General features: G+C 59.1%; 23 protein-coding genes. 15 read left to right on the forward strand and 8 right to left on the reverse strand.

The window, feature by feature from the left end; all coding sequences use genetic code 11:
- Positions 1 to 4 precede the first annotated feature (4 nt).
- A complete protein-coding gene (locus FIU92_RS00620; RefSeq protein WP_172978443.1) occupies positions 5 to 946 on the reverse strand; it encodes a YcaO-like family protein in 942 nt (313 codons plus the stop codon).
- 68 nt (positions 947 to 1,014) lie between these two features.
- On the opposite strand from FIU92_RS00620, the gene FIU92_RS00625 reads away from it, so the two are divergent.
- Both FIU92_RS00625 and FIU92_RS00630 read left to right on the forward strand, forming a co-directional pair.
- Complete coding sequence (locus FIU92_RS00625; RefSeq protein WP_152456717.1) at positions 1,015 to 1,326, forward strand: hypothetical protein; 312 nt, start codon at positions 1,015 to 1,017, stop codon at positions 1,324 to 1,326.
- A 32-nt stretch (positions 1,327 to 1,358) separates the two neighbouring features.
- Positions 1,359 to 2,978: a hypothetical protein gene (locus tag FIU92_RS00630; RefSeq protein WP_152456718.1), complete on the forward strand. Its 1,620-nt coding sequence runs from the start codon at positions 1,359 to 1,361 to the stop codon at positions 2,976 to 2,978.
- A gap of 7 nt (positions 2,979 to 2,985) precedes the next feature.
- Here the strand turns inward: FIU92_RS00630 and FIU92_RS00635 are convergent, their stop codons facing one another.
- Genes FIU92_RS00635 through FIU92_RS00655 form a run of 5 tightly spaced genes read right to left on the reverse strand, consistent with a single transcriptional unit; the run spans position 2,986 to position 6,958 of the window.
- Positions 2,986 to 3,369 (reverse strand): carboxymuconolactone decarboxylase family protein, encoded by a 384-nt coding sequence (locus FIU92_RS00635; RefSeq protein ID WP_152456719.1) that lies wholly within the window; start codon positions 3,367 to 3,369, stop codon positions 2,986 to 2,988.
- A 17-nt stretch (positions 3,370 to 3,386) separates the two neighbouring features.
- Positions 3,387 to 4,133, reverse strand: a complete 747-nt coding sequence (locus tag FIU92_RS00640) for a sulfotransferase family protein (RefSeq protein WP_253283969.1) — start codon at positions 4,131 to 4,133, stop codon at positions 3,387 to 3,389.
- Positions 4,130 to 4,966, reverse strand: a complete 837-nt coding sequence (locus FIU92_RS00645) for a hypothetical protein (RefSeq protein WP_152456720.1) — start codon at positions 4,964 to 4,966, stop codon at positions 4,130 to 4,132. Before FIU92_RS00645 ends, FIU92_RS00640 begins: the two co-directional genes overlap by 4 nt.
- Positions 4,967 to 4,985: 19 nt before the next feature.
- Positions 4,986 to 6,074, reverse strand: coding sequence for an aromatic ring-hydroxylating dioxygenase subunit alpha (locus FIU92_RS00650; RefSeq protein ID WP_152456721.1), 1,089 nt, complete (start codon positions 6,072 to 6,074; stop codon positions 4,986 to 4,988).
- Complete coding sequence (locus FIU92_RS00655; RefSeq protein WP_152456722.1) at positions 6,071 to 6,958, reverse strand: MurR/RpiR family transcriptional regulator; 888 nt, start codon at positions 6,956 to 6,958, stop codon at positions 6,071 to 6,073. The genes FIU92_RS00650 and FIU92_RS00655 overlap by 4 nt, the downstream gene beginning before the upstream one ends.
- Positions 6,959 to 7,026: 68 nt before the next feature.
- Here FIU92_RS00655 and FIU92_RS00660 point away from each other — a divergent pair, with 68 nt between their 5' ends.
- From FIU92_RS00660 to FIU92_RS00690, 7 genes are read left to right on the forward strand one after another with little or no spacing between them, the layout of a single operon-like run.
- Complete coding sequence (locus FIU92_RS00660) at positions 7,027 to 9,480, forward strand: FAD-dependent oxidoreductase (protein ID WP_152456723.1); 2,454 nt, start codon at positions 7,027 to 7,029, stop codon at positions 9,478 to 9,480.
- A complete protein-coding gene (locus FIU92_RS00665; RefSeq protein ID WP_254705335.1) occupies positions 9,480 to 10,562 on the forward strand; it encodes an alcohol dehydrogenase family protein in 1,083 nt (360 codons plus the stop codon). The genes FIU92_RS00660 and FIU92_RS00665 overlap by 1 nt, the downstream gene beginning before the upstream one ends.
- Positions 10,559 to 11,137 (forward strand): dimethylsulfonioproprionate lyase family protein, encoded by a 579-nt coding sequence (locus tag FIU92_RS00670; protein WP_152456724.1) that lies wholly within the window; start codon positions 10,559 to 10,561, stop codon positions 11,135 to 11,137. The genes FIU92_RS00665 and FIU92_RS00670 overlap by 4 nt, the downstream gene beginning before the upstream one ends.
- The gene (locus tag FIU92_RS00675; protein WP_152456725.1) at positions 11,134 to 12,240 is read left to right on the forward strand and encodes a mandelate racemase/muconate lactonizing enzyme family protein; all 1,107 of its coding nucleotides are present in this window, start codon (positions 11,134 to 11,136) and stop codon (positions 12,238 to 12,240) included. Before FIU92_RS00670 ends, FIU92_RS00675 begins: the two co-directional genes overlap by 4 nt.
- Entirely contained in the window at positions 12,237 to 13,343 is a 1,107-nt protein-coding gene (locus FIU92_RS00680; protein ID WP_152456726.1) for a mandelate racemase/muconate lactonizing enzyme family protein, read from the forward strand. The genes FIU92_RS00675 and FIU92_RS00680 overlap by 4 nt, the downstream gene beginning before the upstream one ends.
- On the forward strand, positions 13,340 to 14,443 hold the full coding sequence (locus FIU92_RS00685) for a mandelate racemase/muconate lactonizing enzyme family protein (RefSeq protein ID WP_152456727.1): 1,104 nt from the start codon (positions 13,340 to 13,342) through the stop codon (positions 14,441 to 14,443). The genes FIU92_RS00680 and FIU92_RS00685 overlap by 4 nt, the downstream gene beginning before the upstream one ends.
- A 1-nt stretch (position 14,444) precedes the next feature.
- Positions 14,445 to 15,716, forward strand: a complete 1,272-nt coding sequence (locus tag FIU92_RS00690; protein WP_152456728.1) for an aspartate aminotransferase family protein — start codon at positions 14,445 to 14,447, stop codon at positions 15,714 to 15,716.
- Positions 15,717 to 15,954: 238 nt separating this feature from the next.
- Here FIU92_RS00690 and hemC read toward each other — a convergent pair whose 3' ends face one another.
- A complete protein-coding gene (hemC, locus tag FIU92_RS00695) occupies positions 15,955 to 16,920 on the reverse strand; it encodes a hydroxymethylbilane synthase (RefSeq protein ID WP_152456729.1) in 966 nt (321 codons plus the stop codon).
- A gap of 106 nt (positions 16,921 to 17,026) precedes the next feature.
- On the opposite strand from hemC, the gene hemE reads away from it, so the two are divergent.
- Complete coding sequence (gene hemE, locus FIU92_RS00700) at positions 17,027 to 18,061, forward strand: uroporphyrinogen decarboxylase (RefSeq protein WP_152456730.1); 1,035 nt, start codon at positions 17,027 to 17,029, stop codon at positions 18,059 to 18,061.
- 80 nt (positions 18,062 to 18,141) lie between these two features.
- Here hemE and FIU92_RS00705 read toward each other — a convergent pair whose 3' ends face one another.
- Positions 18,142 to 19,236, reverse strand: a complete 1,095-nt coding sequence (locus FIU92_RS00705; RefSeq protein ID WP_152456731.1) for a CaiB/BaiF CoA-transferase family protein — start codon at positions 19,234 to 19,236, stop codon at positions 18,142 to 18,144.
- 165 nt (positions 19,237 to 19,401) lie between these two features.
- Here FIU92_RS00705 and FIU92_RS00710 point away from each other — a divergent pair, with 165 nt between their 5' ends.
- From FIU92_RS00710 to FIU92_RS00730, 5 genes are all read left to right on the forward strand, one after another.
- Entirely contained in the window at positions 19,402 to 20,331 is a 930-nt protein-coding gene (locus tag FIU92_RS00710; protein ID WP_152456732.1) for an ABC transporter ATP-binding protein, read from the forward strand.
- Positions 20,328 to 21,089 (forward strand): ABC transporter permease, encoded by a 762-nt coding sequence (locus FIU92_RS00715; RefSeq protein ID WP_152456733.1) that lies wholly within the window; start codon positions 20,328 to 20,330, stop codon positions 21,087 to 21,089. Before FIU92_RS00710 ends, FIU92_RS00715 begins: the two co-directional genes overlap by 4 nt.
- A gap of 114 nt (positions 21,090 to 21,203) precedes the next feature.
- Positions 21,204 to 22,001, forward strand: coding sequence for a S49 family peptidase (locus FIU92_RS00720; protein ID WP_152456734.1), 798 nt, complete (start codon positions 21,204 to 21,206; stop codon positions 21,999 to 22,001).
- A 171-nt stretch (positions 22,002 to 22,172) separates the two neighbouring features.
- Positions 22,173 to 23,132 carry a calcium/sodium antiporter gene (locus tag FIU92_RS00725; RefSeq protein ID WP_152459801.1) on the forward strand — a complete coding sequence of 320 codons (960 nt, stop codon included), beginning with the start codon at positions 22,173 to 22,175 and terminating at the stop codon, positions 23,130 to 23,132.
- Between the two features lie 21 nt (positions 23,133 to 23,153).
- On the forward strand, positions 23,154 to 23,933 hold the full coding sequence (locus tag FIU92_RS00730) for an SDR family oxidoreductase (protein ID WP_152456735.1): 780 nt from the start codon (positions 23,154 to 23,156) through the stop codon (positions 23,931 to 23,933).
- The last annotated feature ends 231 nt before the right edge of the window (positions 23,934 to 24,164 follow it).

Consider the following 24,164-nt stretch of genomic DNA (forward strand, 5'->3'; position numbering starts at 1 on the left):
GTGCTCAAACTGCTACGGCTTTGACCACCGGCAGGGGAATTTCAGGTGCGGTCATGTCAAAAACCGCAACCGGACGACCGAGGGCGCGACTTGCCGCTGTCAATACCGTCGTCAGCGATGGGTTCGGGCTGTCCCACGCCTGCACGTCGTACAACCGCGTCGGAGCAACAGGCCGGTCATTCTGCGCGCCACGATAAAGCCGGAACAGACGGGCCTGTTCAGCATCCATGCCGTGATCCGTTACACCGTTGTGTTCAAGCATCACCATGTTGCGCCAGGACACCACCGCCTCGGATGCTGCGTGCCAGACGCCCTGCGCCAGATTTGCGGAAAGCGCCGATCCATAGGTCGGCCTGCCGCCATCCGCATCTGCGCAGACCGCGCGCAGCAGAAGGCCGATGCCCGGAACTTCGAGGATGTGAAGGCTCAGTTGCCGCAGTTGGACGTGCAGCCACTGCGTCAAATCATGGGGCAGGACCGTGTCCGGCGCCAGGTGGTCAAACCCCTGCGATCCAAGAGCGTGTTCCAAACACTCCAGCGCCGCCCACAGCGCGGCGGCTTCATGTGTCGGGCCAGCCGCGGCACCTTTCGAAGTGACCTTTCCGTCACTGCCCGGAACACCCAGTGCAAGCGCGTCGTTTGGCATCACATGGGATGCGCCATCCGACGCGATCAGGCTTTCGCGGGTTTGTGGTGCTTCGGTACTGTATTGCAAGGCATAGCGCTCAATCGCCTCGAACCCGGCCAGCCGCGCCGCCTCTTCCGGTGTGCGGCCAGTGCCGAAAGACACGCGATGACCCATCCCGCCCTTAGGGGGCAGAGCTCCGTCGCGCAGCTCGATCAAGCGAAAAGCCGCGTGGATCGGCGCATCTTTGGGGAATTCGGCAAACGAGGGTTTGGAAATTAGCCGAGCAGTTTCAGCGCGTTCTATCAACGTGTCGGTCATTTTCATTTCCGGATAAGCATATAACGGGGTATACAAGTGGGCATTGTTGTTTGAGAAGGAGATTTTACATGGCTCGTTTGGCAATCAACCCGAATTATTCGTTGAAAGACTTGGGGTGCGAAGTTCTGAATGCCGCGCGCGGCCGTGCGCTGGGGTCGCAAGATGATCAGGACGCGGCGGAACGCAAAATTCAAGAAATCCTTGCGGACAGTGGTAACCCAGAGGTCAGGTTTGTCTATGACACGAAGGATCTGGTTCATATCGTTGTTCCGGACCTGAGTGACAAAAAGCCGGATCCGAACCCCGATCACGAGTCATGGTGCTGCAAACTGGCCTATGAAGCGATGGGCGGTATCGTCATATTTGGATGCAGCGGTTAACGACAACCCCCGAACGTTTTTGAGGGCCGTTAGTGACTGAGGCAAAAACCAAGGTTTTTTTGACCGGACCGTTTCAGATTATCCGTGACGACGGTCAGGATGTGACGCCTCGGGGCACCAAAGCGAAAGCTCTTCTTGCTTTGGTGCTTCTGTCGAAAAACGCGATACGTAGCAGGGCTTGGTTGCAGGACAAGCTCTGGAGCGAGAGTTCGCCCGCACAAGGCGCGGCGTCGCTGCGCAAAGAGCTGAGTGTTCTCAGCAAGCACTTTTCCAAGCACAGACTTGATATTCTTGAAATCACCCGTGAAACGGTGTCGATCAATCTGGCAGCAGTCGAGGTTGATCTGTTTGACGAGCAGCTCAGTCCCGATCGGGCTGAATTGCTGGAAGGGTTGGACGTTGCCGACCCCGAGTTCGAGGCATGGCTGACGGTTGAACGGCAGGCCTATTGGGACATCGATACAGACTCAGACGGACCGGTTCTGGCGGGCCGCGGTTTACCGGTGCATTGGGGGCGTTTGCGTCCAGCGGTTGTGGTTGAGCCTTTTGAAGTTGTCGGGGAAACGCCGGATATCAGCATCGCTGCCTCCTCCATACGAGACGAACTCATGTTTCTTCTCGGCACAATGTCTGACGTAATCGAACTGCGTGACGCGCGCAGGCAGGAAGGCCCGGTTGAAGGTTATGTTCTCAGCGGCAGCGTGGTTGGCGCGGAAGGCTTGCGGGTGGCCGCTCAATTGACGTCAACCGCGGATCAGGTGTGCCTTTGGACACAGCGGTTCCGCTTTCGTGCGAAGGAAACATTCGACGCGGTCGAAGAAATCGCCATGAAGGTCGTCGAGGCGCTCCAACTGCGATTGCGCGACGGGTATTGGTCAGAAATCTGGTCAAGCCGTGTCACTTCGACCGAGGCCTGGTCTGCGTTCCAGAAAGCGCGCATATTGGAAAGCCAGGCAACGGAAGACGGGTTGCAGGATGCCATCCGTCAATACCGCGCCTGTCTCGAGTTTGACCCCGGATACCTGCCGGCCCGTGTGGCGATCGGTTTCTGTCATTTGGACATGATCCGTCTGGGCATGGATGCAAACCCGGCCGAGACGCTGGCAATGGTAGAGGCCGAATGCAAACAGTTGCGCAACCTGAACCCGACTGACCCGTATTGCTCGGCTCTCCATGCTTTTACCCACAGTGTTGCCGGCAACACGTCAGAGGCTTGCAGCTTGATGCTTGCCGTCGTGGAACGTTTCAGTGGAAGCCCGGAATTGTTGGGATATTACGGCATCCTGTTGGTGTATGATGACCGGGCCGAAGAAGGTGTTTCGGTCTGCAAGAAAGCGTTGGCGTTGACGCCGCATCCGCCCATTTGGATCGAAGCAAATCTGGCAATCGCAATGATGATGACCGGGGACAAGGCCGCGTGGCAGCATGCCCATAACGTGTTGCGGGTTGACCCGGGACGCGTTCGCCCCAGGGTCGTGCTGTGCATGCTGTCCGCCGCCGCCGGGAACCATTCCCTGGCGCGTCGACATGCCCGGCAGATTCTGGAATTGCAGCCGGGCTTTACGGCCGAACGCTGGGCCTGGCCCGGCTGTTTCAAGAACAGGCAACACTACGAAAAAGGCGTGCGGCTGTTGTCGGCGGCCGGTTTGTGACGGGTCGTCAGGTTTCTTCCAACACCTTGCGGGCCACGCGAAAACACTCCAGCGCCTGAGGAACACCGCAATATATCCCGACCACGTGGATGATGGCGCGGATTTCTTCCTTTGAAACCCCGTTGTTGATGGCGCCCCGGCAGTGGATTTCCCATTCATGCATCTTGCCCAGTGCACCGATCATCGACAGGTTCATCATCGACCGGGTCTTGGCGTCGATCACGTCGTCGCCCCACCCAAACCCCCAGCACCAGGCCGTCATGGCTTCTTGAAACGGGCGGGTGAAGTCGTCGGCGGCAGCAAGGTTTTTTTCCACATACTCTGCGCCCAGCGTGTTCTTCCTTTGCTCCAGTCCTTTCAGAAACAGGTCTTCGTCGAAAATGTCGGCCATTGCGGGTCTCCGGTGTGTCAGTGTGTCAGGCGGTGTCTGTAAAGGTGATCGTAATGCGGTTTCATCCTGCGGTGCACCTGTTTCACACGGTCTGGCGCGTCCGCGATGTCGATATGCGTGCGGGGCTGCGGGGCAAGCCCGGTCGATTTCGCCAGGTTGCCATGGAACGACCCGCCGTCCCACCAACTGAGGGCGGACGGATCACCGCCCGGTTCCCATGTCAGCGCCTCTTGGATGAATGGGATTCCCACCGCGTCACAGAAGGCCCGGGTCATGCCGTGTGGGTCTTCCAGCAGGTCATCGCTGTCAATGACCGGCGGCGGCGTTCCGTTCAACGCCGTCAACAGATCGAACAGCGCGCGCTGTTCGGGAAAGCCAACCTCGCCTTCGGCAAAGTCCGGCCATTGCTTGTACATCGAAGTGATGGTCTTGGCCGGGTCCCGGATCAGGAAGGCGTGGGTGAAATGCGACAGAAACTCGGCATCCCACATGTGGTTGATGTAATGCGGAAAATCCTTGAGAAAGACCGGCCCCCGTTTCGCCCGCTGCTGAATGTCCAGCCACACGCTGTCCAGTGTCAGGCCCGGTGTTGTCACATCACCCGGTTGGAACCGATGCCAAAGCGGGTCTTCACCCTGATACCACGCCTCGCCGAAGGGCTCGTGCAGGCAGTCGAGATCACCGCGTTGCCGCATCATCCACTCGAATGCGGTTGACGTGGATCTGGGCACGGCCCAGAGCGCGAGGATTTTGTGCATGGTCATGGCCTCTCGAATAACTCAAGACGTTTCAGCAATTGCCCGTGCGGTTTGTCGGGTGCGATACCGAGGGATTTGAAGATGCGCCAGTAAAGCGCGATGTCGTGGCCGATCACCGGTTTGCCCAGCGCGTCTTCTAGCGTATCGGCCAGATGCAGCGGGCGCTGGGGCAAGCCACCGGGTCCGGTGCGGAAATTGCACATGCCATTGATCAGGATCGCTTCGGCCTGAGGTGCCTTGTCGGCCACATATTCAAAGCTTTTCAGTGCCAGATCGCCGTCAAAGACCCAGCGACAGGAATTGACTTCTTCCTGACTGTCGAACCAGCCCTGATCGTGGAAATTCCCGGCCCAGACCACATCAAACCCGGCTTCTTTCAAGAAACCGACCGTGCCCTGCCACCATTCCGGCCAATGATAGGCGGCGTTCAGGGCAACCTTTTCGACATTCAGGTCACGCAATGCCTCGACCATGGCATATCCTGCCATGTGAAAGCGGGTTTCATATTTGTCTGACAGGTCTTCGCAGTGTTGCCGAACGCCTTCCACGCCCAGCCCGCAGGCATGGACCCAATTCGAACCGACCTGACCGCAGACATCCACACCGTTGCGGGACATGCAGTGCACGAAGTCTTCGAGCATGCCAAAGTTCTTTCTCCGCTGATCCAACCCGTGCACATAATCCGGCACATGCAGCATCCACCCGTGAACGCCCACCGTTTCGGGGCACATGCGCAGGAAATCCGAGGGCGCGGCGTCAAAATCGAACGGCGGGCAGGTGAACCCGACCTGATGGCGGAACAGTTTGTGTTCCGGGCGCCAGACTTCAGGCATCAGCATCAGCGTGCAACCTCGGCCACTAATCCACAGCCTCGCGCATCCATTGCTGAAGCCGCGCGATGGAATGTTCCGACATCACCCCACAGCCCGGATCCAGAACAAGCGGTCCGGGGCGATAGCCCCGCGACTTGAGCCCGCGATGAACGGATTCCACAAGGCGGATGTCTTCCTCAACCGTCGTTTCACGGTCCTGGACCGCCAATTGCCGGATGACCGCACTGTCCGAGCCTCCCTCGGTGTACCAGCCGCGCCAGACGGTGCAGTGATCGGCATCAACCGCGCGCCAGTGATAGGTGTTCAGCACATTGCCGGGGTAACACTGGAACGAGAACATCGGCCACAGGAACCACGATTGGTAATCGCCTGCGTGCGGTACCGACAGGTCGATGGGGTAGGTCATCTTGTCGAGGCTCTGGCATTCCGTCGTGTGACGCAGGACGTAGCCGCCGCCCGCGTCGGGCTGAATGTCATAGGTCTCGGGCTTGACCACACCTTCGGCAAAGGTCGGGTGGTTGGTCGGGCAGTGATAGCATTCCGAGTAGTTCTCGACACTGACCTTCCAGTTGCAGTTTTCGGGGATCTCCACCCATTCCAGCGGTTCCAGATCGTCGATATGCGGAACGAATGCGCGGATTTCCTCGCGCACGCCGGGGTACCATTCATCCATCGGCGCGGCGTCGTCATCGAGGTTGACGAAAATGAAACCGTTGAACACTTCGGTGCGCACCGAGGTCAGGCAAATGGCGCTGCGGTCGAACCCGGGGACGGATTTGATGTTCGGTCCGGCGCGCAATTGGCCGGACAGCTCATAAGTCCAGGCGTGGTAGGGGCAGACGACGACACGCGTGTTGCCCGCGCCGGTGACCATTTCATGCGCGCGATGCTGGCAGACGTTATAGAATGTGCGGATTTCGCCGTCGCGGCCGCGAATGCAGAACAAGTTCTGGCCGGCGATCTCAAACGCAAAGTAGTCCCCCGTTTCCCGGACCTGCGCGACATGGCCCGCAAACTGCCACGTTCGGGCCAGAAGCCCCTGCATTTCCTGCTCGAAAATCGCAGGGTCGACATAGTATCGCGCGTCCAGGGAGTGGGTCAGGGGTGCGTTCATTCGGGCTCCTCCGCGTAGAGGCCAAGTTGGTGTCTGCGTTGGTGAAACCGTTCCACCCGCTCGACGATCTCATCGCTGGACACTGCGATCACGAAGGACAGCAGAGTTTCCAGCAAGGCAATCGTCGAAACGGAGGACGGAAAGAATTGCGGCGTGTCGGCGGCGACGACAAAACCATGATGGGCGTTCAGGATCACCGGGCTAGCCGGGCTGTCGGAAATACCGATGACGGTCAGACCCTGTTGACGAGCCAGCTTGATCGCCTCGATGACTTCGGTGCGATAGGGGTGGCAGGTGATCGCGATCAGCACGTCCTGTTCATCGGCCCAGGCCAGATCATCCACCGGGGTCGAGCCGGGGCGCGGAATCGCGTGGAACTGCTTCATCCCGGTTGACGCAAGATAAGTGAAATTGCGCGCGTTCGAGTTGTTGACGCCGACGCCCAGCGTGAAGATCTGGCGGCAATTCCAGATATCCTCGGCAGCGGCTTTCAGAGTTGCGGCATCGATCCCGGCAAAGGTTTCTTCGATATTGCGGATCGCCGCACCCACCATATCGGCATAAAGCCCACCCAGTTCCCCTGACTTGCCAATGTCCTGCAACCAGCGCGCGCGGTCTGGAAACGACACGTTGCCCCGTCGAATCGCTTCGCGGAAGGGGGCCCGGAAATCTTCATACCCTTCGAAGCCCACCTGCCGGGCCATGCGCACGAAGGTATTGGGTTTGACCTTGGCCGCCTCGGCAATCTCGCGCACGGTTGAAACCCCAACATCCGTTGGGTTTTCCAGCACGTACCGAGCGGCTTTCTGCGCCTCGGGGGTAAGGGCGTCCCACTCCTGGCTCAGGCGGTCCAGAACGATTGATGATACATTTGTGTCATTCATGATTGACGATGGTACATTTGTGGAATTAGCCTGTCGAGCAGAAACGCGACTCGGGAAGAGGAAAAATCATGTCCGAGAAGAATCTGCCGTCACATGCCCGCGTGGTCATCGTGGGCGGAGGTGTCATGGGGGTCGGTCTGGCCTATCATCTGGCGCATGAAGGGTGGGGCGCTGACACCGTCCTGCTGGAAAAGGCCGAGCTGACCAGCGGCAGCACCTGGCATGCAGCAGGGCAGATCACGCATTCGACGTCCAGCTTTGGGCTGGGGAAATGCGTGGATTACAACATTGGCCTGTACTCTGGTCAGTTGGAGGCCGAAACCGGCCAGCCCGTCACATGGCATGGCTGCGGTTCGTTCCGTCTGGCCTATACCGAGGATGAGATGGACTGGTTGCGTCACACCTTGTCGGTTGGTCGGTCTCTGGGCTTCAATATCGAGCTTGTCGGCCCCGAAAAGGTGGCTGAACTGCATCCGTTCTACAATCTCGAAGGCGTTCTGGGCGCGCTGCATACGCCGGATGACGGGCATGTGGACCCGACCAATGTGACCATGGCCATGGCCGCTGGAGCACGGCAAAAAGGTGTTCGCATCTTTCGCAGCTGCCGCGCCACCAACATCACGCAAGCCGAGAATGGCGAATGGGTGGTTGAGACCGAGCAAGGCACCATCACCTGCGAGCATGTGGTGAATGCAGGCGGCACCTATGCAAGGCAAATGGGCGAGTGGTCGGGGCTGCAACTGCCGATGACCTCGATGACGCACCATTACTTCGTGACCGAACCGGTGCCTGAATTCCAGAACTTGGACACCGAACTGCCGGTGATCCGTGATGACCGCAAGGTCTCGGGCTATATCCGGATGGAGCAGCAGCGCGGTCTGATCGGGATTTACGAAAAAGAGAACCCGAACTCGGTCTGGCATGATCACTGCCCATGGGAATACGAAAACTGGTTGTTCGACGCGGATTACGACCGGGTGATGCCGTGGCTTGAGGAAAGCCTGAACCGGATGCCGATCTTTGCCGAACTGGGCATTCAGCGCGACGTGCACGGGGCGATCTCGCACCCGCCGGATGGCAACCCTTTGATCGGACCAGCGCCGGGGGTTCGGAACTATTGGTGCTGCTGCGGGACGCAGATCGGCATCGGCTGGGGGCCGGGTCTGACCCGCGAACTGGCGCGCTGGATGGTGCATGGCGCAGCTGACATCTCGATGCGCGAATACGACCCGCGCCGGTTCGGCAGCTATGCCACCAAGGACTGGCAGGTGATCAAGGCCGAGGAAGATTACTGCTTGCGCCACGAAATTCCCTTCCCGCATTTCAACCGTTTGGAGGGGCGACCCATCAAGCCGTCGCCGCTGTATGAACTGCTGAAATCCAAGGGTGCGGTGCATGAAGAGGCCTATGGTTTTGAGCGCCCCCGCTGGTTCGCGCGGGACGGTGTGGAGCAGCGCGACCACTATTCCTTCCGCCGCACCCCCGCTGACGACATGGTCGCGGCTGAGGTCAAAGCGGTGCGCGAAAGCGTCGGCATCATGGATGTTACCGCCTTTACCAAGGTCGAGGTCACGGGTCCGGACGCTTACGCTCTGCTGGACCGGCTGACCGCCAACCGAATGCCGCAAAAGGTCGGCTCGATCACACTGACCCATATGCTGAACCGCCGCGGCCGTATCGAATTGGAGACCACGATTGTCCGCATGGCCGACGACCGATTCTATCTGGTTTGTGCGGCGTTCTTCGAACAGCGCTTGCTGGATCATCTGGCGCAGCAGCGCGCGGATGAGGATGTGCAGATCACCGCTCTGTCCTCTGACTGGTCTGCCCTGTCCCTGAACGGCCCCCGCTCGCGCGACGTGCTGGCGCGCTGCACCGATGCCGATCTGACCAATGCCGGGTTCCGCTGGCTTTCCGCGCAGGAAATCACCATCGCCGGTCACAAGGTCTGGGCCTTCCGCATGTCCTATGCCGGGGAACTGGGCTGGGAACTGCACATGCCGAACGCCGCATGCCTCGACGTCTACAACGCGCTTTGGGCGGCAGGTGAGGCGCATGGCATCACCGACTACGGCAGCTTTGCCATGAACGTGATGCGAATGGAGAAGGGCTTCAAAGGCGCGGGCGAGTTGACCAACGAGGTCACTCTGGCCGAGGCCGACGTGCTGCGTTTTGCGCGCACCGACAAGGATTATCTGGGCAAGGACAAGACGCTCAACACCGACCTGCCCTGGATCTGTGCCTATCTTTCAATCGAACCGGATGGAGAGATTGATGGGCATGGCGGAGAGGCGGTGCTGCTGGACGGGCGCGTCGTCGGGTCCACGGCGTCGGTCGCTTATGGCCACACCGTCGGCAAGATTCTGGCCTTTGCATACCTCAAGCCCGAAGCGGCCAAGGCCGGGACACAGCTGGAGGTCGTGATCCATGGCCAACCCCGTGCCGCCCGTGTTCTGGACAAACCTGCTTACGACCCCGACAGTTTGCTGCCCCGCAGTGACGCCATACTGGAGACCGCTTGATGAGCCTGCCCGATACGATGAGAGCCATGGTCACAATGGGCCATGGTGGTCTGGAACAGATGGTGATGCAGGAAGACTGGCCGCGCCCCGAACCCGCGGCCGGTGAAGTTCTGATCAGGGTCGCAGCCTGCGGCCTGAACAATACCGACGTCAATACGCGGTCCGGCTGGTATTCCAAGACCGTCACGGATGCGACCACCGGTGGCGCATTCGAGGAAGTCGGTGAAGAAGACCCGACATGGGGCGGCAACCCGATCACCTTCCCGCGCATTCAAGGCGCAGATGTCTGCGGCCGTATCGTGGCCGTTGGCGAGGGCGTGGACAGCGCTCGTATAGGCGAGCGTGTCATCACGGATGGTTGGCTTCGAGATCCGGCTGATCCCGGCAACATGAACAAGACAGGGTATTTTGGTTCGGAACGCGATGGCGGGTTCGCCGAATATACCACGACTCTGGCGGTCAATGCGGTGCCGATCACTTCGGACCTGTCGGATGCCGAACTGGCCACATTCTCCTGTTCCTATTCTACCGCCGAAGGGATGCTGTCCCGTGCCAACGTGACGGAAAAAGACACCGTTCTTGTGCCCGGTGCCTCTGGCGGGGTGGGTGGTGCTTTGGTTCAATTGGCCAAACGCCGTGGCGCGCGTGTGATTGCAATGGCATCCGAATCCAAACACGCCGACGTCGCCGATCTTGGCCCTGATGTGATATTGCCCCGCACACCTGAAGATCTGCGGTCGGCGCTGGGCGACGAGAAGATCACCGTGGTCGCCGATGTGGTAGGTGGCCCTTACTGGCCGAACCTGATCGACGTACTGGAGCGCGGCGGGCGCTACACCTGTTCGGGGGCCATTGCAGGTCCGATGGTCGAACTTGACCTTCGGACGTTCTATCTGCGCGATCTGACCTTCACCGGTTCGACCGTGATCGGACCCGAGGTCATGAAGAACCTCGTGGCATATATTGAAGCCGGCGAAATCAAGCCGGCTCTGGCCGCAACCTATCCTTTGGAGGAGTTGCGGGAAGCTCAAGCGGCGTTCATCGCCAAACAGCACACCGGCAATATCGTGGTGGTGCCATGACGCTGGATGATGTTCTCGAGGCGGCCCGCCAATTGCATCAGGCGCATCCTGACCTTGCCGCGTTTGCATCATGGCCGGACGATCTGACACCGACGGGTTTGCAGCCTGCTCACATTCCGGCGACCGATCTGGTGGGCGATTTTGGCCTTGATGGCGTGGCGCCAACCCGTGATCTGGTCGCGGCGATCAAGGCCAGCGCGCATCTGGCGCAATGGAAACACACATATACAGAAGAGGAAGTCGGTGCGGATTTCCTGAATCGGTACGGGTATTACGAACTGTTCGGACCGACCGGGCATTTCCACTCGACCCAATTGCGCGGCTACGTGGGATATTGGGGCGCGGGTCTGGACTATGACTGGCACAGCCATCAGGCGGAAGAGCTGTATCTGACCCTTGCGGGCGGAGCGGTTTTTCGCAGCAACGAGGATGAAACCTTCGTCGGCCCGAACCAGACACGACAGCACAAAAGCTGGCAAAGCCACGCCATGATAACGACGGACCAACCGATCCTGACCTTTGTCCTGTGGCGAGGCGAAGGGATGGGCGACCTGCCCAGAATGGACGCCGCATGAAAATCACCCGCATCCGAATTTACCAGACCGGGCTTCCCTATGTCGGCGGTACCTATGCCTGGGGTGCGGGAAACGCGATTGAAACGGCCATCGCATCGGTGGTGGTAATCGACACTGACGCGGGTTTGCGGGGCTGCGGTGAGTTCACGCCCTGTGGCGAAAACTACATGGTGGCCCATTCCGAAGGTGTGGCTGCGCTGGCGCGTCTTGTCGCCGGCAAACTGCTGGGCGAGGATCCGCGTCAGGTGGGGCGGATCGAGCACTTGATGGACCATCTGGTACAGGGGCATGGCTATGCCAAGGCGCCGTTCGATGCGGCATGCTGGGATATCCTGGGTCAGGCGTGTGATCAGCCGGTCTGGATGCTGTTGGGCGGCAAGCTGACGGATGGCGCGCCAATGTACCGGGTCGCGCCGCAGAAAGCGGTCGACGAAACCGTGGCCGAGATGGACCGGTACCGGGAACAGGGTTATCGGCAGTTTCAGGTCAAAGTGGGCAGCGACTGGGCCAGTGACATTGACCGGATCCGCACCACTGTGCCGTTGCTGAAACCCGGCGAGAAAGCCATGGCCGATGCCAATCAGGGCTGGCGCGTGGACGATGCGATCCGCGTTGCACGCGAGACCCGGGATCTGGATTTCATTCTCGAACAACCTTGCCGCACGTATGAGGAATGCCAGCAAGTGCGCCGGATTGCCGAGCAGCCATTGAAGTTGGATGAATGCGTGACCGGGATCCATATGGCCCAGCGTATCGTCGCAGACCGGGGGGCAGAGATTTGTTGTCTCAAGATCTCGAACCTTGGCGGCATCAGCAAAGCCCGGCGGGTACGGGATTACCTGATCGACAACCGCATCCCTGTGGTCAGCGAAGACACCTGGGGAGGAGAGATCACGTCTTCGGTTGTCGCCCATTTTGCGGCGTCGACCCCGCCTGAATACCTGCAGAACACCACGGATCTGATGAACTACAACACGCGATCTACGGGCGTCGGCGGTCCTGTCGTTAAAGACGGAAAGCTTTATGCAAACAATACGCCGGGATTGGGTGTAACCCCCGATTTTGAAAGCCTCGGCGCACCCGTGGCGGAGTATGCTCTATGAAGATTGAAACCATTACCGTTTTTCAGGTCGATTTGCCGCTCGAGCATCCCTATTGGCTTTCCGGGGGGCGCCTGAAGTTCGAAACGCTTGATGCGACGCTGGTCAAGCTCGAAACCGATACCGGTCTGGTCGGCTGGGGCGAGGGCACGCCCTGGGGGCACACCTATGTACCCGCGCACGGGCCGGGCATCCGGGCCGGGATCGAAACGATGGCCCCTTTCATCCTGGGCCTTGATCCGCGTCGCGTGCTGGACGTGGAACGGGCCATGGATCTAGCCTTGCCCGGACATCTCTATGCTAAAAGCCCCGTAGACATGGCCTGCTGGGATATTGCCGGTCAGGCGGCGGGCTTGCCGATTGCCGATCTGATGGGCGGCGGATCGCGGACACCGCGCCCGATCGCGTCCTCGGTCGGGGCAAAAACCGTCGAGGAAACACGCGAGGTCATGGAGCGGTATCGCAAGCGCGGCTATGTCGCGCATTCGGTGAAGATCGGCGGTGATGTCGCGCGGGACATTGCCCGAGTGCGGGATGTGGAAAGCATCCGGCAACCCGGAGAGATTGTTCTGTATGATGTCAACCGTGGCTGGACACGCCAGCAGGCCTTGCGGGTGATGAGCTCCTGCGAAGACCTGAACGTGATGTTCGAGCAACCCTGCGAAACACTGGATGATATCGCGGCGATCTCGGGGCTTCATGCGTCCCCTGTGTCTGTGGACGAGTCCCTTGTGACCTTGCAGGATGCCGTCCGGATTGCCCACGATGGTCTGGCCCAGATATTCGGGATCAAGCTGAATCGCGTGGGTGGCCTGACCAAGGCCGCGCGGATGCGCGATATCGCGCTGGCCCATGGAATAGACATGTTCGTAATGGCCACCGGTGGAACGGTTCTGGCCGATACCGAGGCGCTGCATCTGGCCGCCACGATCCCGGATGATCATTGCCACGCGGTTTGGGCCTGTCAGGACATGATCACGGTTGATGTTGCAGGTGGTCGAGGGCCCCGCAACGTCGATGGCCATCTGCATCTGCCCGAAGCGCCGGGGCTGGGCGTGCATCCGGACGAAGCCGCATTGGGTGATCCAGTGGGAGAATATGCTTGAGAATTGACAAGATAACACTCTGGTCCGTCGATCTGACCAGTCATGAAACCTATCACATGGCTGGCGGCAAGACCTGCGCGACCGTGACGTCTCATATCCTGCGCCTTGAGACGGATACAGGTCTGACAGGTTGGGGCGAGGTCTGCCCGATCCCGCATTATCTGCCCGCCTATGCAAGTGGAGTACCGGGGGCCATCGCTGAAATGGGTCCCGAGATTCTCGGGATTTCGCCAATTGGGGTCGACGCACCGATGCGAAAGCTGGACGGGTTTCTGCAAGGCCACAGCTACGCGAAATCGATCGTCGACATTGCACTGTGGGATCTGTTCGGCCGCGCGGCGGGGGTGCCGGTTTACGCGTTGCTGGGCGGGTGGACTCGGGCGGATATGCCGCTTTATCATTCGATCACATGTATCGCGCCGGACGAAATGGCGCGCATCGCTAAGGCAGCCTTCCAGACGGGCATTCGGCAATTCCAGGTCAAGCTGGGTGTCGAGGGTGATTGGCAAGCCGACGCCGAGCGGCTGATCAAAGTGCGCGAAGCCGTTGGAACCGGACCGCTTGTGTATGGCGACTGGAACTGCGGGGCATCGCGCCTTCAGGCAACGCGAACCGGGCGCGCGGTGGCGCATCTGGATGTGATGCTGGAACAGCCCTGTAAAACACTGGAAGACTGCGCCGCTGTTCGTCAGTCGACGGGTTTGCCTATGAAGATCGACGAAAATGCATTTGATCTTGCATCGCTGATGCGGGCGCATGAGTTGGGTTGCATGGACGCGGTGGCGCTGAAACTGTCGAAGTTCGGCGGTCTTTCGGCAATGCGCCGCGCACGCGATCTGACCGTGCAGCTGGGTGCCGAGATTTGTGCAGAATGCACCTGGGGATCGGATATCGTAACGGCGGCTTCGCTGCATTTTGCGGCTTCGACCCCGCATGGATCGCTGATGAACACTTGCGACTTGTCCTCTTACGTTGCCCCGCGCCTGTGTCCTGACGCACCAAACCGTGAAAACGGCCGGATTGCACCGCCCGAAGGCCCGGGTTTAGGTGTGACACCTGACCTCGAAATTCTTGACGCCCCGATTTTGGAGATTGATTGAGATGCTGAAGATCCAGACACAGTCCGAGTGGATAGCACGCGCAAAAGAGGTTCTGCCAGCTGGCGGTTTCGGCAACTTCGATCCGGGCATCATCATCGCCCGTGGCGAGGGCTGCCATGTCTGGGACGAGGACGGGAAGGAATATATCGACTATCTGATCGGGTCCGGCCCGATGCTGCTGGGCCATGGCCACCCCGAGGTGATGGAAGCGGTGCTGGAGCAACTGCCCAAAGGAATGACCTTCTTCGCCAACAACAGCAAGGGCATCGAACTGGCCGAGGCCATCATCGAAGCCGTCCCCTGTTGCGAGCAGGTGCGTTTTGTTGCCTCTGGGGGCGAAGCAGACATGTACGCTTTGCGGCTGGCGCGTGCCTATACCGGGCGCGACAAGATCCTCAAGTTCGAAGGGGGGTATCACGGAATGAGCGCCGAGGCGCAGATGAGCCTGGCCCCCAGCCGCCGGGTCAATTTCCCGCAGGCCGTTCCCGACAGCGCCGGTATCCCCCAAAGCGTGGCCGAGCAGATGCTGATCGCGCCTTTCAATGATCTTGACGCGGTGGCGGCGCTGCTGGACGAACATGATGATGTCGCTGCGATCATGGTCGAACCCTTGCAGCGGATCATCCAGCCCGAGCCGGGGTTTTTGCAGGGCTTGCGGACCTTGTGCGACAAATTTGGTGTGCTGCTGATTTTTGATGAGATCGTCACCGGGTTCCGTCTGGCTTACGGCGGCGCACAAGAGCGATATGGCGTGACCCCGGATATCTGTACGCTTGGCAAGATCACCGGTGGTGGCTTCCCTCTGGCGGCATTGGGTGCCAGCACCGAGATCATGAAGCATTTCGACAAATCGAAAGTCGGAGAACAGGGCTGGCTGATGCAGTTGGGCACTTTGTCCGGCAACCCCATAGCCTCAGCGGCGGGGCTGAAGACGATGGAGGTTTTGCGGCGCGACGGCACCTATGAACACCTGCGCTCGATTGGGAGGCAGTTGCAGCAGATGCAATCGGACGCTTTGAATGAGGCGGGCATCGCCCATCGCATCTGCGGTGACGAGACCTTGTTCGACATTTATTTCACCAAGGCCGAATGTCGGGATTATCGCAGCGCAAACCATGATGATCCGCAGCGCAATGCCACTTACAATGCAACGTTGCGGGCGCATGGGGTCTTCAAGGCTCCGGGCAAACTGTACCCGTCGCTGGCGGTTACCGAAGCGGATCTGGAACAGACCAGAGAGGCCGTTCGTCACGCCGTTGACGCGATTTCCTGAACGCGGGTCTGGCACAACGCAATCTGGCACAACGTAAACGGGTCGCTGTTAAACTCAACAGCGACCCGCTACCTTTGGAAGCCGGGGGTCAGCCTCGCCCCCTCGAATACTGATTAAAACACCGGCAATCTGAAAACTTTTCGATACTTTCGAGACTGACCCGACTTCCTCTTCGGTATGTCACAGTAATGCCTGATCGCGCCGCCTGCTACAGTGATCAAGTTCACACTAAACGAATTTATTTTGAATTTTTCCAATCGAATAGATCAGGCCCCGCCTGTTCAAGCAGTTCAGCCGCCATCGCGCGGGCCATCTCAGGCCCATCCTCGACGGGGCCGGTCATATCCCTGCTGGCGGTTTCCGTTCCGTCCGGGCGTAGCACTTCGCCCCGCAACCTTAGGGTGTCGCCGTCAAGTTCGGCAAGGCCGGCGATCGGGGTTTCGCAGGACCCGTCCAGCGCGGCCAGCAATGTGCGTTCAGCCGCCAGACGCCATCCCGTTTCGGTGTGATGAATCGCGTCCAGCATTTCGGCCGCGCGCATGTCGTCGCTGCGCCGTTCGATGCCGATGGTGCCCTGCGCGATCGCCGGCAGCATGTCGTCAGGGGAAATGGCGCTGGCCGGAACCTCATCCATTCCCAAACGGCGAATGCCTGCCATTGCCAGAAACGTGCAATCGGCAACCCCGTCTTCAAGCTTTTTCAGCCGTGTCTGCACGTTTCCGCGAAACTCGACCACTTTCAGATCCGGCCTCCGGTTCAGCAGCTGCGCCCGCCGCCGCAAGGACGAGGTGCCCACAACGGCGCCTTCGGGCAGATCGTGGATCGAGCCCAACCGCGGTGAGATGAAGGCGTCGCGCACATCCTCGCGCGGCAGGAACGTATCCAGGACCAGCCCTTCGGGTTGTTCAACGGGCATGTCCTTTGTTGAATGAACGGCGATGTCGATCTCGGCGCGCAGCATCGCCTCTTCGATTTCCTTGGTGAACAAGCCCTTGTTGCCGATTTCCTTCAGCGGTCGATCCGCGTCGATCATGGCGCGATTGTCACCGGTCGTCTTGATCACTACGATTTCGAACGCATCCTGTGGCAGATCAAAGGCATCGCTCAGGCGTTCGCGCGTTTCATAGGCCTGAGCCAGAGCCAGCGGCGAGCCACGAGTGCCGATTCTGAGGGGCGATGCGGGGGTGGGCAGGGTCAAAGTCATGTGCACAGCTTTAGTCGCGTCACATTGCCCTGACAATGGGGGCTGAGCTTGACAAATTGCCGCCGAAGGACGACCCGTTGCCAAAACCTGAATGCTGGGGACAAACATGGCCGAGACAAAGAAGCTGCTGCGGGCGCTGGCGGGCGAAGTACAGGATGTGCCGCCGATCTGGATGATGCGTCAGGCGGGTCGGTATTTGCCGGAATACCGGGCCACACGTGCTCAGGCCGGGGATTTCCTGTCACTGTGCTACAATCCTGAACTGGCAGCAGAAGTTACCTTGCAGCCAATTCGGCGATATGGGTTCGATGCGGCGATACTGTTTGCCGACATCCTTCTGGTGCCACAGGCGCTGGGGGCTGATCTTTGGTTCGTGACAGGTGAAGGCCCGCGTTTGTCCACCATCACGCAGCAGGCCGAGTTTGATGCGTTGAAGCCTGTTGACGCGATTCACGAGACATTGTCACCGGTTTACGAGACGGTGCGCATTCTTTCGCGGGAATTGCCGTCGGAAACCACCTTGATCGGATTCGCAGGTGCGCCGTGGACTGTGGCCACGTACATGATTGCAGGGCGCGGCACGCCGGATCAGGGTCCCGCGCATGCGTTGCGCGAAGGTGATACCGCTTTGTTCGAGGCGCTGTTGGACCGCATCACCGCAGCAACGATTGAATATCTGTCCGCTCAGATCGACGCCGGTGCCGAGGTGGTCAAGATATTTGACAGTTGGGCGGGGTCTTTGAAGGGCGAAGCCTTCCGAAAATACGCGGTCGAGCCGTGCCGGGTGATCACGCAGGCCATCAAGGAACGTCATCCCGGCATCCCCGTGATTGGATTTCCGCGGGAGGCAGGCGACGGGTATATCGGGTTTGCAAGGTCGACCGGCGTGGATTGCGTGGCGCTGGACAATTCCGTGTCGCCCGAATGGGCGGCTGAGAACGTGCAGATTGATGGCTGTGTACAAGGCAATCTGGCGTCGTCGCACATGGTTACAGGCGGGCAGGCGCTGGTGGATGAGACCCGGCGCATCGTTGAAGCGTTTTCCAAGGGGCCGCATATTTTCAACCTCGGCCATGGGATCACTCCGGATGCCGACCCGGACAACGTTCAGCTGATGATCGACACGGTGCGCGGCGGATAGAGCGCGTGGGAGGGGGCCAGCCCCCTCTTGGCCGCTGGCCAATTCACCCCCGGGATATTTCTGGCCAGATGAAGAGTGTGTCAGGTGCTTTCCGGGGCTTGGAGTTCGTTCAGGATCTCGGCGGTGTGTTGACCGCGCGCCGGGCTGGGCTTTGGTTGCCACTGGTGTGTGGAAAAGCGTGGGGCGGCGGCGGCTTGTAGGGTGCCGTCGGTCTGGCGCCAGGATCGACGGGCTGCATTCATCGGGTGGGCTGTGGCCTCGTCGGGGCTGAGTACCGGTGCGACGCAGGCGTCTGACCCGTCGAACAGTTTGGCCCAATGGTCGCGCGGCCTGGACGAGAAGATTTCGGCCAGGCGCTGGGTCAGGTCGGGCCAGAGCTTGCGGGTGTACTGCTGTTGGAATGCCCGGTCCCGGGACAGCCCCAGGATTTCAAGAAATCGGGCGTAGAATTTTGGTTCAAGGCATTGGACCGAAACAAATCCGCCGTCCGCGCAGGTGTAGGTTCGGCTCCAATGCGGACCGTCCAACAGGCTTTGGCCGCGGGTTTCAGACAGGTTTCCGGTTTGGCGCATGGTCATCAGAAGGTTCATCATATGGGCCGAGCCGTCGTAGATAGCGGCGTCGACCACGGTGCCTTTCCCGGTTCTTTGTGCGTTGATCAAACCTGCCAGGATGCCCGTGACAAGGTACATGGCGCCTCCGCCGATATCGCCGACCAGGGTTGCAGGGGTTTGAGGCGGCTGATCCGGGAGAGAGGCGTACCAGAGCGCACCGGACAAGGCGATGTAGTTCAGGTCATGCCCAGCCGTGTCGGCCAGCGGACCATCCTGCCCCCAGCCTGTCATGCGGCCATATATCAGTTTTGGGTTGCGGGTCAGGCAAAGATCCGGGCCAAGTCCCAGCTTCTCCATCACGCCGGGGCGAAAGCCTTCGATCAGTGCGTCTGCCGTGTCAATCAGGCGACGGGCGGTCGCCAGATCTTCGGGATCCTTCAGATCAAGCGCGATCGATCGTTTGCCGCGGTCCAGAAGCGAGCGGTCCGGCATGCCCGGTGTTACTGCCTGGCCTTTGCGGTGGATCGTGATGACGTCGGCGCCCAGATCAGCTAGCTGCATGGCGGCAAACGGGCCGGGGCCCAGCCCTTCGATTTCGACTATGCGTATTCCATTCAGCATCGGCGCCCTCCGTTGTGGAAGAGTTTGCGGGTGGGTTGACGGATTGCAAGTTGGAATTGAGCATGGTTCTGACAACCATTACAGAATGCGCAGCACGTTGTGCGAAATTGACCTGTTACAGGCTGGTTCCGCGCGATAGGGTCTCGGTCGGAACGGGGAACGGATATGACGACCATTTTGTCCATCAAAAACCTTCGCAAGTCTTACGCGGATGGGTTCGAGGCGCTGAAAGGTGTGTCTCTGGATATTGAAGAGGGTGAGATACTTGCGCTTCTGGGACCAAATGGCGCCGGAAAGACAACCCTGATTTCGACGATTTGTGGAATTACGACTCCGACCTCGGGGGTGGTCACGGTTGGCGGGCATGACACACAGTCCGATTATCGCGCAGCGCGCAGGATGATAGGGCTTGTGCCGCAAGAGATCGCGTTGGAACCGTTTGAAAAGGTCTGGAACACGGTCCGGTTGTCGCGTGGGCTGTTCGGGCTTGGCAAAGACAGCGCGCGGATCGAAGAGATTTTGCGCAAGCTGTCCCTGTGGGACAAGCGCAACAACGCGATCAAGGAATTGTCCGGCGGCATGAAGCGGAGGGTGCTCATCGCCAAGGCCCTAGCCCATGAACCTCGGGTGCTTTTTCTGGACGAGCCGACTGCCGGAGTGGATGTCGAGTTGCGCAAGGACATGTGGGAGCTTGTGGCGGAACTGAAACGGGACGGTGTCACCATCATTCTGACCACACATTATATTGAAGAAGCAGAAGCGATTGCGGATCGTGTCGGCGTCATCGACAAGGGAGAGCTTTTGCTGGTGCAGGACAAAGACACACTCATGTCGCAGATGGGAAAAAAGCAGATCGAAGTCATGCTGACCGAACCCATCGACCGAATTCCCGATAGTCTGGTCAGCCACAATCTGGCTCTCAACGGCGCGGGTGATTGTCTGATCTATACCTACGATACCCATGCGGATCGTACCGGCATAACGACCTTGCTGAATGACGTGTCCGAGGCCGGGTTGGTGTTGCGCGACGTGCAGACCAGGCAATCAAGCCTGGAAGAGATCTTTGTCAATCTGGTATCTGGAGAGGCCGCATGAACTGGACCGCGATCGCTGCCATCTACCGGTTCGAAATGGCCCGTTTCTTTCGCACTCTGGCACAGAGCTTTCTGTCGCCGGTTCTGTCGACGTCGCTTTATTTTGTGGTGTTTGGCACCGCCATCGGCAGCCGTATCCAAGAGGTCGAGGGCGTTTCATACGGTGCGTTCATCGTGCCGGGGCTGATCATGTTGTCGGTGGTGATGCTGTCGATTTCGAACGCGTCGTTCGGAATTTACTTCCCCAAGTTTCTGGGCACCATCTACGAGCTGTTGTCCGCTCCGGTCAATTTCATCGAGATCGTGATCGGATATGTCGGTGCCGCCGCAACCAAGGCGTTGTTCGTGGGGTTGGTGATATTGGTCACCGCGACGTTTTTCGTCGATATTCGGATCGAGCATCCATTCGCCATGGCCGCGTTTCTGATCCTGTCCTGTCTCAGCTTTTCGTTGCTGGGATTCATCATCGGCATCTGGGCCAGCAACTTCGAGCAGATGTCGCTGGTGCCGCAGTTGGTGGTGACGCCACTGATCTTTCTGGGGGGTACGTTTTATTCGATCTCGATGCTGCCGCCATTGTGGCAGACCATCACGCTGTTCAATCCCGTGGTCTATCTGATTTCGGGTTTCCGCTGGTCCTTTTACGGGCTGGCAGATGTGCCGATCGTTTTCAGCCTTCTTGCCATTGTCGCGTTTACAGCTCTGTGCTTGGCGGTTATCGGCTGGATATTCAAAACCGGCTGGCGCATTCGCAGCTGACCCTCGCCAAGGCGTTGCATTTTTGCCCATCGGGTGTGTGAATTTGGTTCACGTCGCGTTTAACGCCGGCAGAGTCCCTTGTTTACGGGTTGGGGGCACTCTACATCGGCACCCATGAAGCTCAGCCTGCCGTTCGTAAAAAAGCACCCTTGCGTGGCCGTTGTCCGTTTGTCCGGTTCCATTGGAATGGCCGGTCGCGGGTCCTTGAACGATACCACCCTGGCCCCGGTTCTCGACAAGGCGTTTCGAAAGGGTAAACCTGCGGCTGTCGCGCTCGAGATCAACTCTCCGGGCGGGTCGCCCGTACAAAGCTCTTTGATTGGCGCCCGAATTCGGCGCTTGTCGGAAGAGCTGGACGTGCCCGTGATCGGGTTTGTCGAAGATGTTGCGGCATCCGGAGGGTATTGGCTGGCGGCCGCCGCGGATGAGATCTGGGCCGACGACAGTTCGGTTCTTGGCTCGATCGGAGTCATTTCGGCAGGTTTTGGCGCGCATGTCTTTCTGGCGCGGCAGGGGTTTGAGCGGCGCGTGCATACGGCGGGCCAGTCGAAATCCATGCTGGACCCGTTTGCGCCGGAAAAGAAAGAGGATGTGGCCCGCCTGCAAGGTTTGCTGGGGGATATCCACGAAAACTTCATCGCGCATGTCAAAGCCCGCCGAGGTGACAAGCTGGATCACAGTGCCGATCTGTTCACGGGTGAAGTCTGGCTGGCGCGTCGCGCGCATGAACTGGGTTTGATCGATGGTATCGCCCATCTGAAACCCAAAATGCAGGAACGCTTTGGCGACAAGGTCAAGTTCCGCCGTTATGGCTTGCGCAAACCAATCTGGTCGCGGTTCGGGGCCAACCTGGCAAAGGATGCCATCGCCGGATTAGAGGAGCGTGCGGCCTACGCGCGTTTTGGTTTGTGACGTGATCATCAAGGCTGTCACACTTTTTCTGATTGGCATGGGTGTCCTGGCGATGTTCGGCAAACTGCGCTTTCCGGGGCAGAAGAAACTGAGTTCCGCCAAGTGTCCGCGCTGCGGACGGTTTCGCATAGGCAAAGGCCCCTGCGCCTGCGAAAAAGGAGGTCGGACTTGATCACCACTTGGCTGCTGTCTGGTCTTGGGCTGTTGATCCTGCTGCTTGCAGGCGATGCGCTTGTGCGCGGTGCTGTAAACCTGAGCCTGCGTCTGGGTGTTCCGGCGTTGATCGTCAGCCTTACGATTGTGGCCTTCGGCACGTCTGCGCCCGAGTTGCTGATCGCCATCAGCGCATTGAAAGAGAACGCGCCCGGTATTGCGCTGGGCAACGTTGTCGGATCGAACACGGCCAACATCCTGTTGGTTCTTGGATTGCCCGCATTGCTGGCAACGCTTCACACCAGTGAATGTGACAGCCGCCGGAACTATGTCTTCATGCTGATGGCGACGGTTCTGTTCATTGGTTTGGCATTCTTGGGAACGTTCACGTTCTTCAGCGGCCTGATCTTGCTGGCGGCGTTGGGTCTTGTTCTTCTGAACGCCTTCCGCGAGGCAAAGGCCCATCGCAAAGCCTGCGGTGAAGCCTGTGTGGACGAAGAGCTTGAGGGGCTGGAAGAAGCTGATCCTGACATGCCTTATTGGAAGGTGTCGGTGTATCTGATCCTCGGGCTGATTGGTCTGCCAATGGGTGCGCATCTTTTGGTAGATAACGCAACGATCATCGCGCGGACCTACGGGGTCAGTGAGACGGTCATTGGTTTGACGTTGATCGCAGTTGGAACGTCTTTGCCCGAATTGGCGACAACAGTTATGGCCGCTTTGCGCAGACAGGCCGACGTTGCGCTGGGTAACGTGATCGGTTCGAACATGTTCAACCTTTTGGCCATCATCGGGATCGCAACCTGGTTTGGTCGTATCCCGGTTGATCCCGAGTTCCTGCAATTCGATCTTTGGGTCATGCTGGGCGCATCGCTGCTGCTGATACCGTTTGTATTCCTCAAACGCGACATCTCGCGCGTCTGGGGGTTGGTGTTGACTTTCCTTTATGTGCTTTATGTCATCGTACTGCTGGTGTGATCTGACCAAACGAGGTGAAGCATGACCCGAGCCCTAGTCACCGGCGCCGGTATTCGTCTGGGCCGGGCCATGGCACTGTATCTGGCAGATCGAGGTTTCGATGTGGCCGTGCATTACGCCTCATCCGAAGGTCCGGCGCAGGAGACGGCGGCAGAGGTACAGGCCCTGGGCCGAAAATCCGTGACCCTGAAGGCCGATCTGCTGGACGAAGCTCAGGTCCAGGCGCTGCTGCCCAAAGCGGCCGAGGCGCTGGGCGGGCCGATCACGTGTCTGGTGAACAACGCTTCGATCTTCGAATACGACAACATCCACACGGCAACCCGGCAAAGCTGGGATCGACATCTCGACAGCAACCTGCGCGCGCCCTTTGTGCTGACGCAGGCCATGGCAGGTCAGGGGCTGAGTGCTGGAACAGATGAAAATGGCGAACCGCTTGCAACCGGCCTTATCGTCAACATGGTGGACATGCGCGTGCGCAAACTGACGCCCGAGTTCATGTCATACACCATCGCAAAAATGGGTTTGTGGGCACTGACCCGAACGGCGGCGCAGGCGTTGTCTCCGACGATCCGTGTCAATGCGATCGGGCCCGGCCCAACGATGCAAGGCCACCGCCAAAGCGAAGAGCATTTCCAGACACAGCGTTCAAATACCGTTTTGGAGCGGGGATCCAACCCGTCTGACATAACCGCTGCGCTTGGGTACTTTCTGGATGCACACGCGGTCACCGGACAGCTTTTATGTGTGGACGGCGGTCAGCATCTGGGTTGGAAAACTCCGGATGTTCTGGGTGTAGAATAAGTAATTCTGCTGCAAGTTTTGCACCGCTCGCAATTGTGTTACACGCGCGTTACAAAAATGTCTTTTTTTTCATACACTTGCTAAGTATACAAAAAAATAACATTTAAAAACAAGTACTTGATAAGTTGCCTATTTTTTGTGCAAGTAAAGGAAAAGGCAAGGAAACAAGGGGATTTCCGATCTTCCGGAATTTTATCTTCACACTTATCCACAGAAACCGTGGATTTGTTT

The organism is Ruegeria sp. THAF33 (genome assembly GCF_009363615.1).
Classification (GTDB): domain Bacteria; phylum Pseudomonadota; class Alphaproteobacteria; order Rhodobacterales; family Rhodobacteraceae; genus Ruegeria.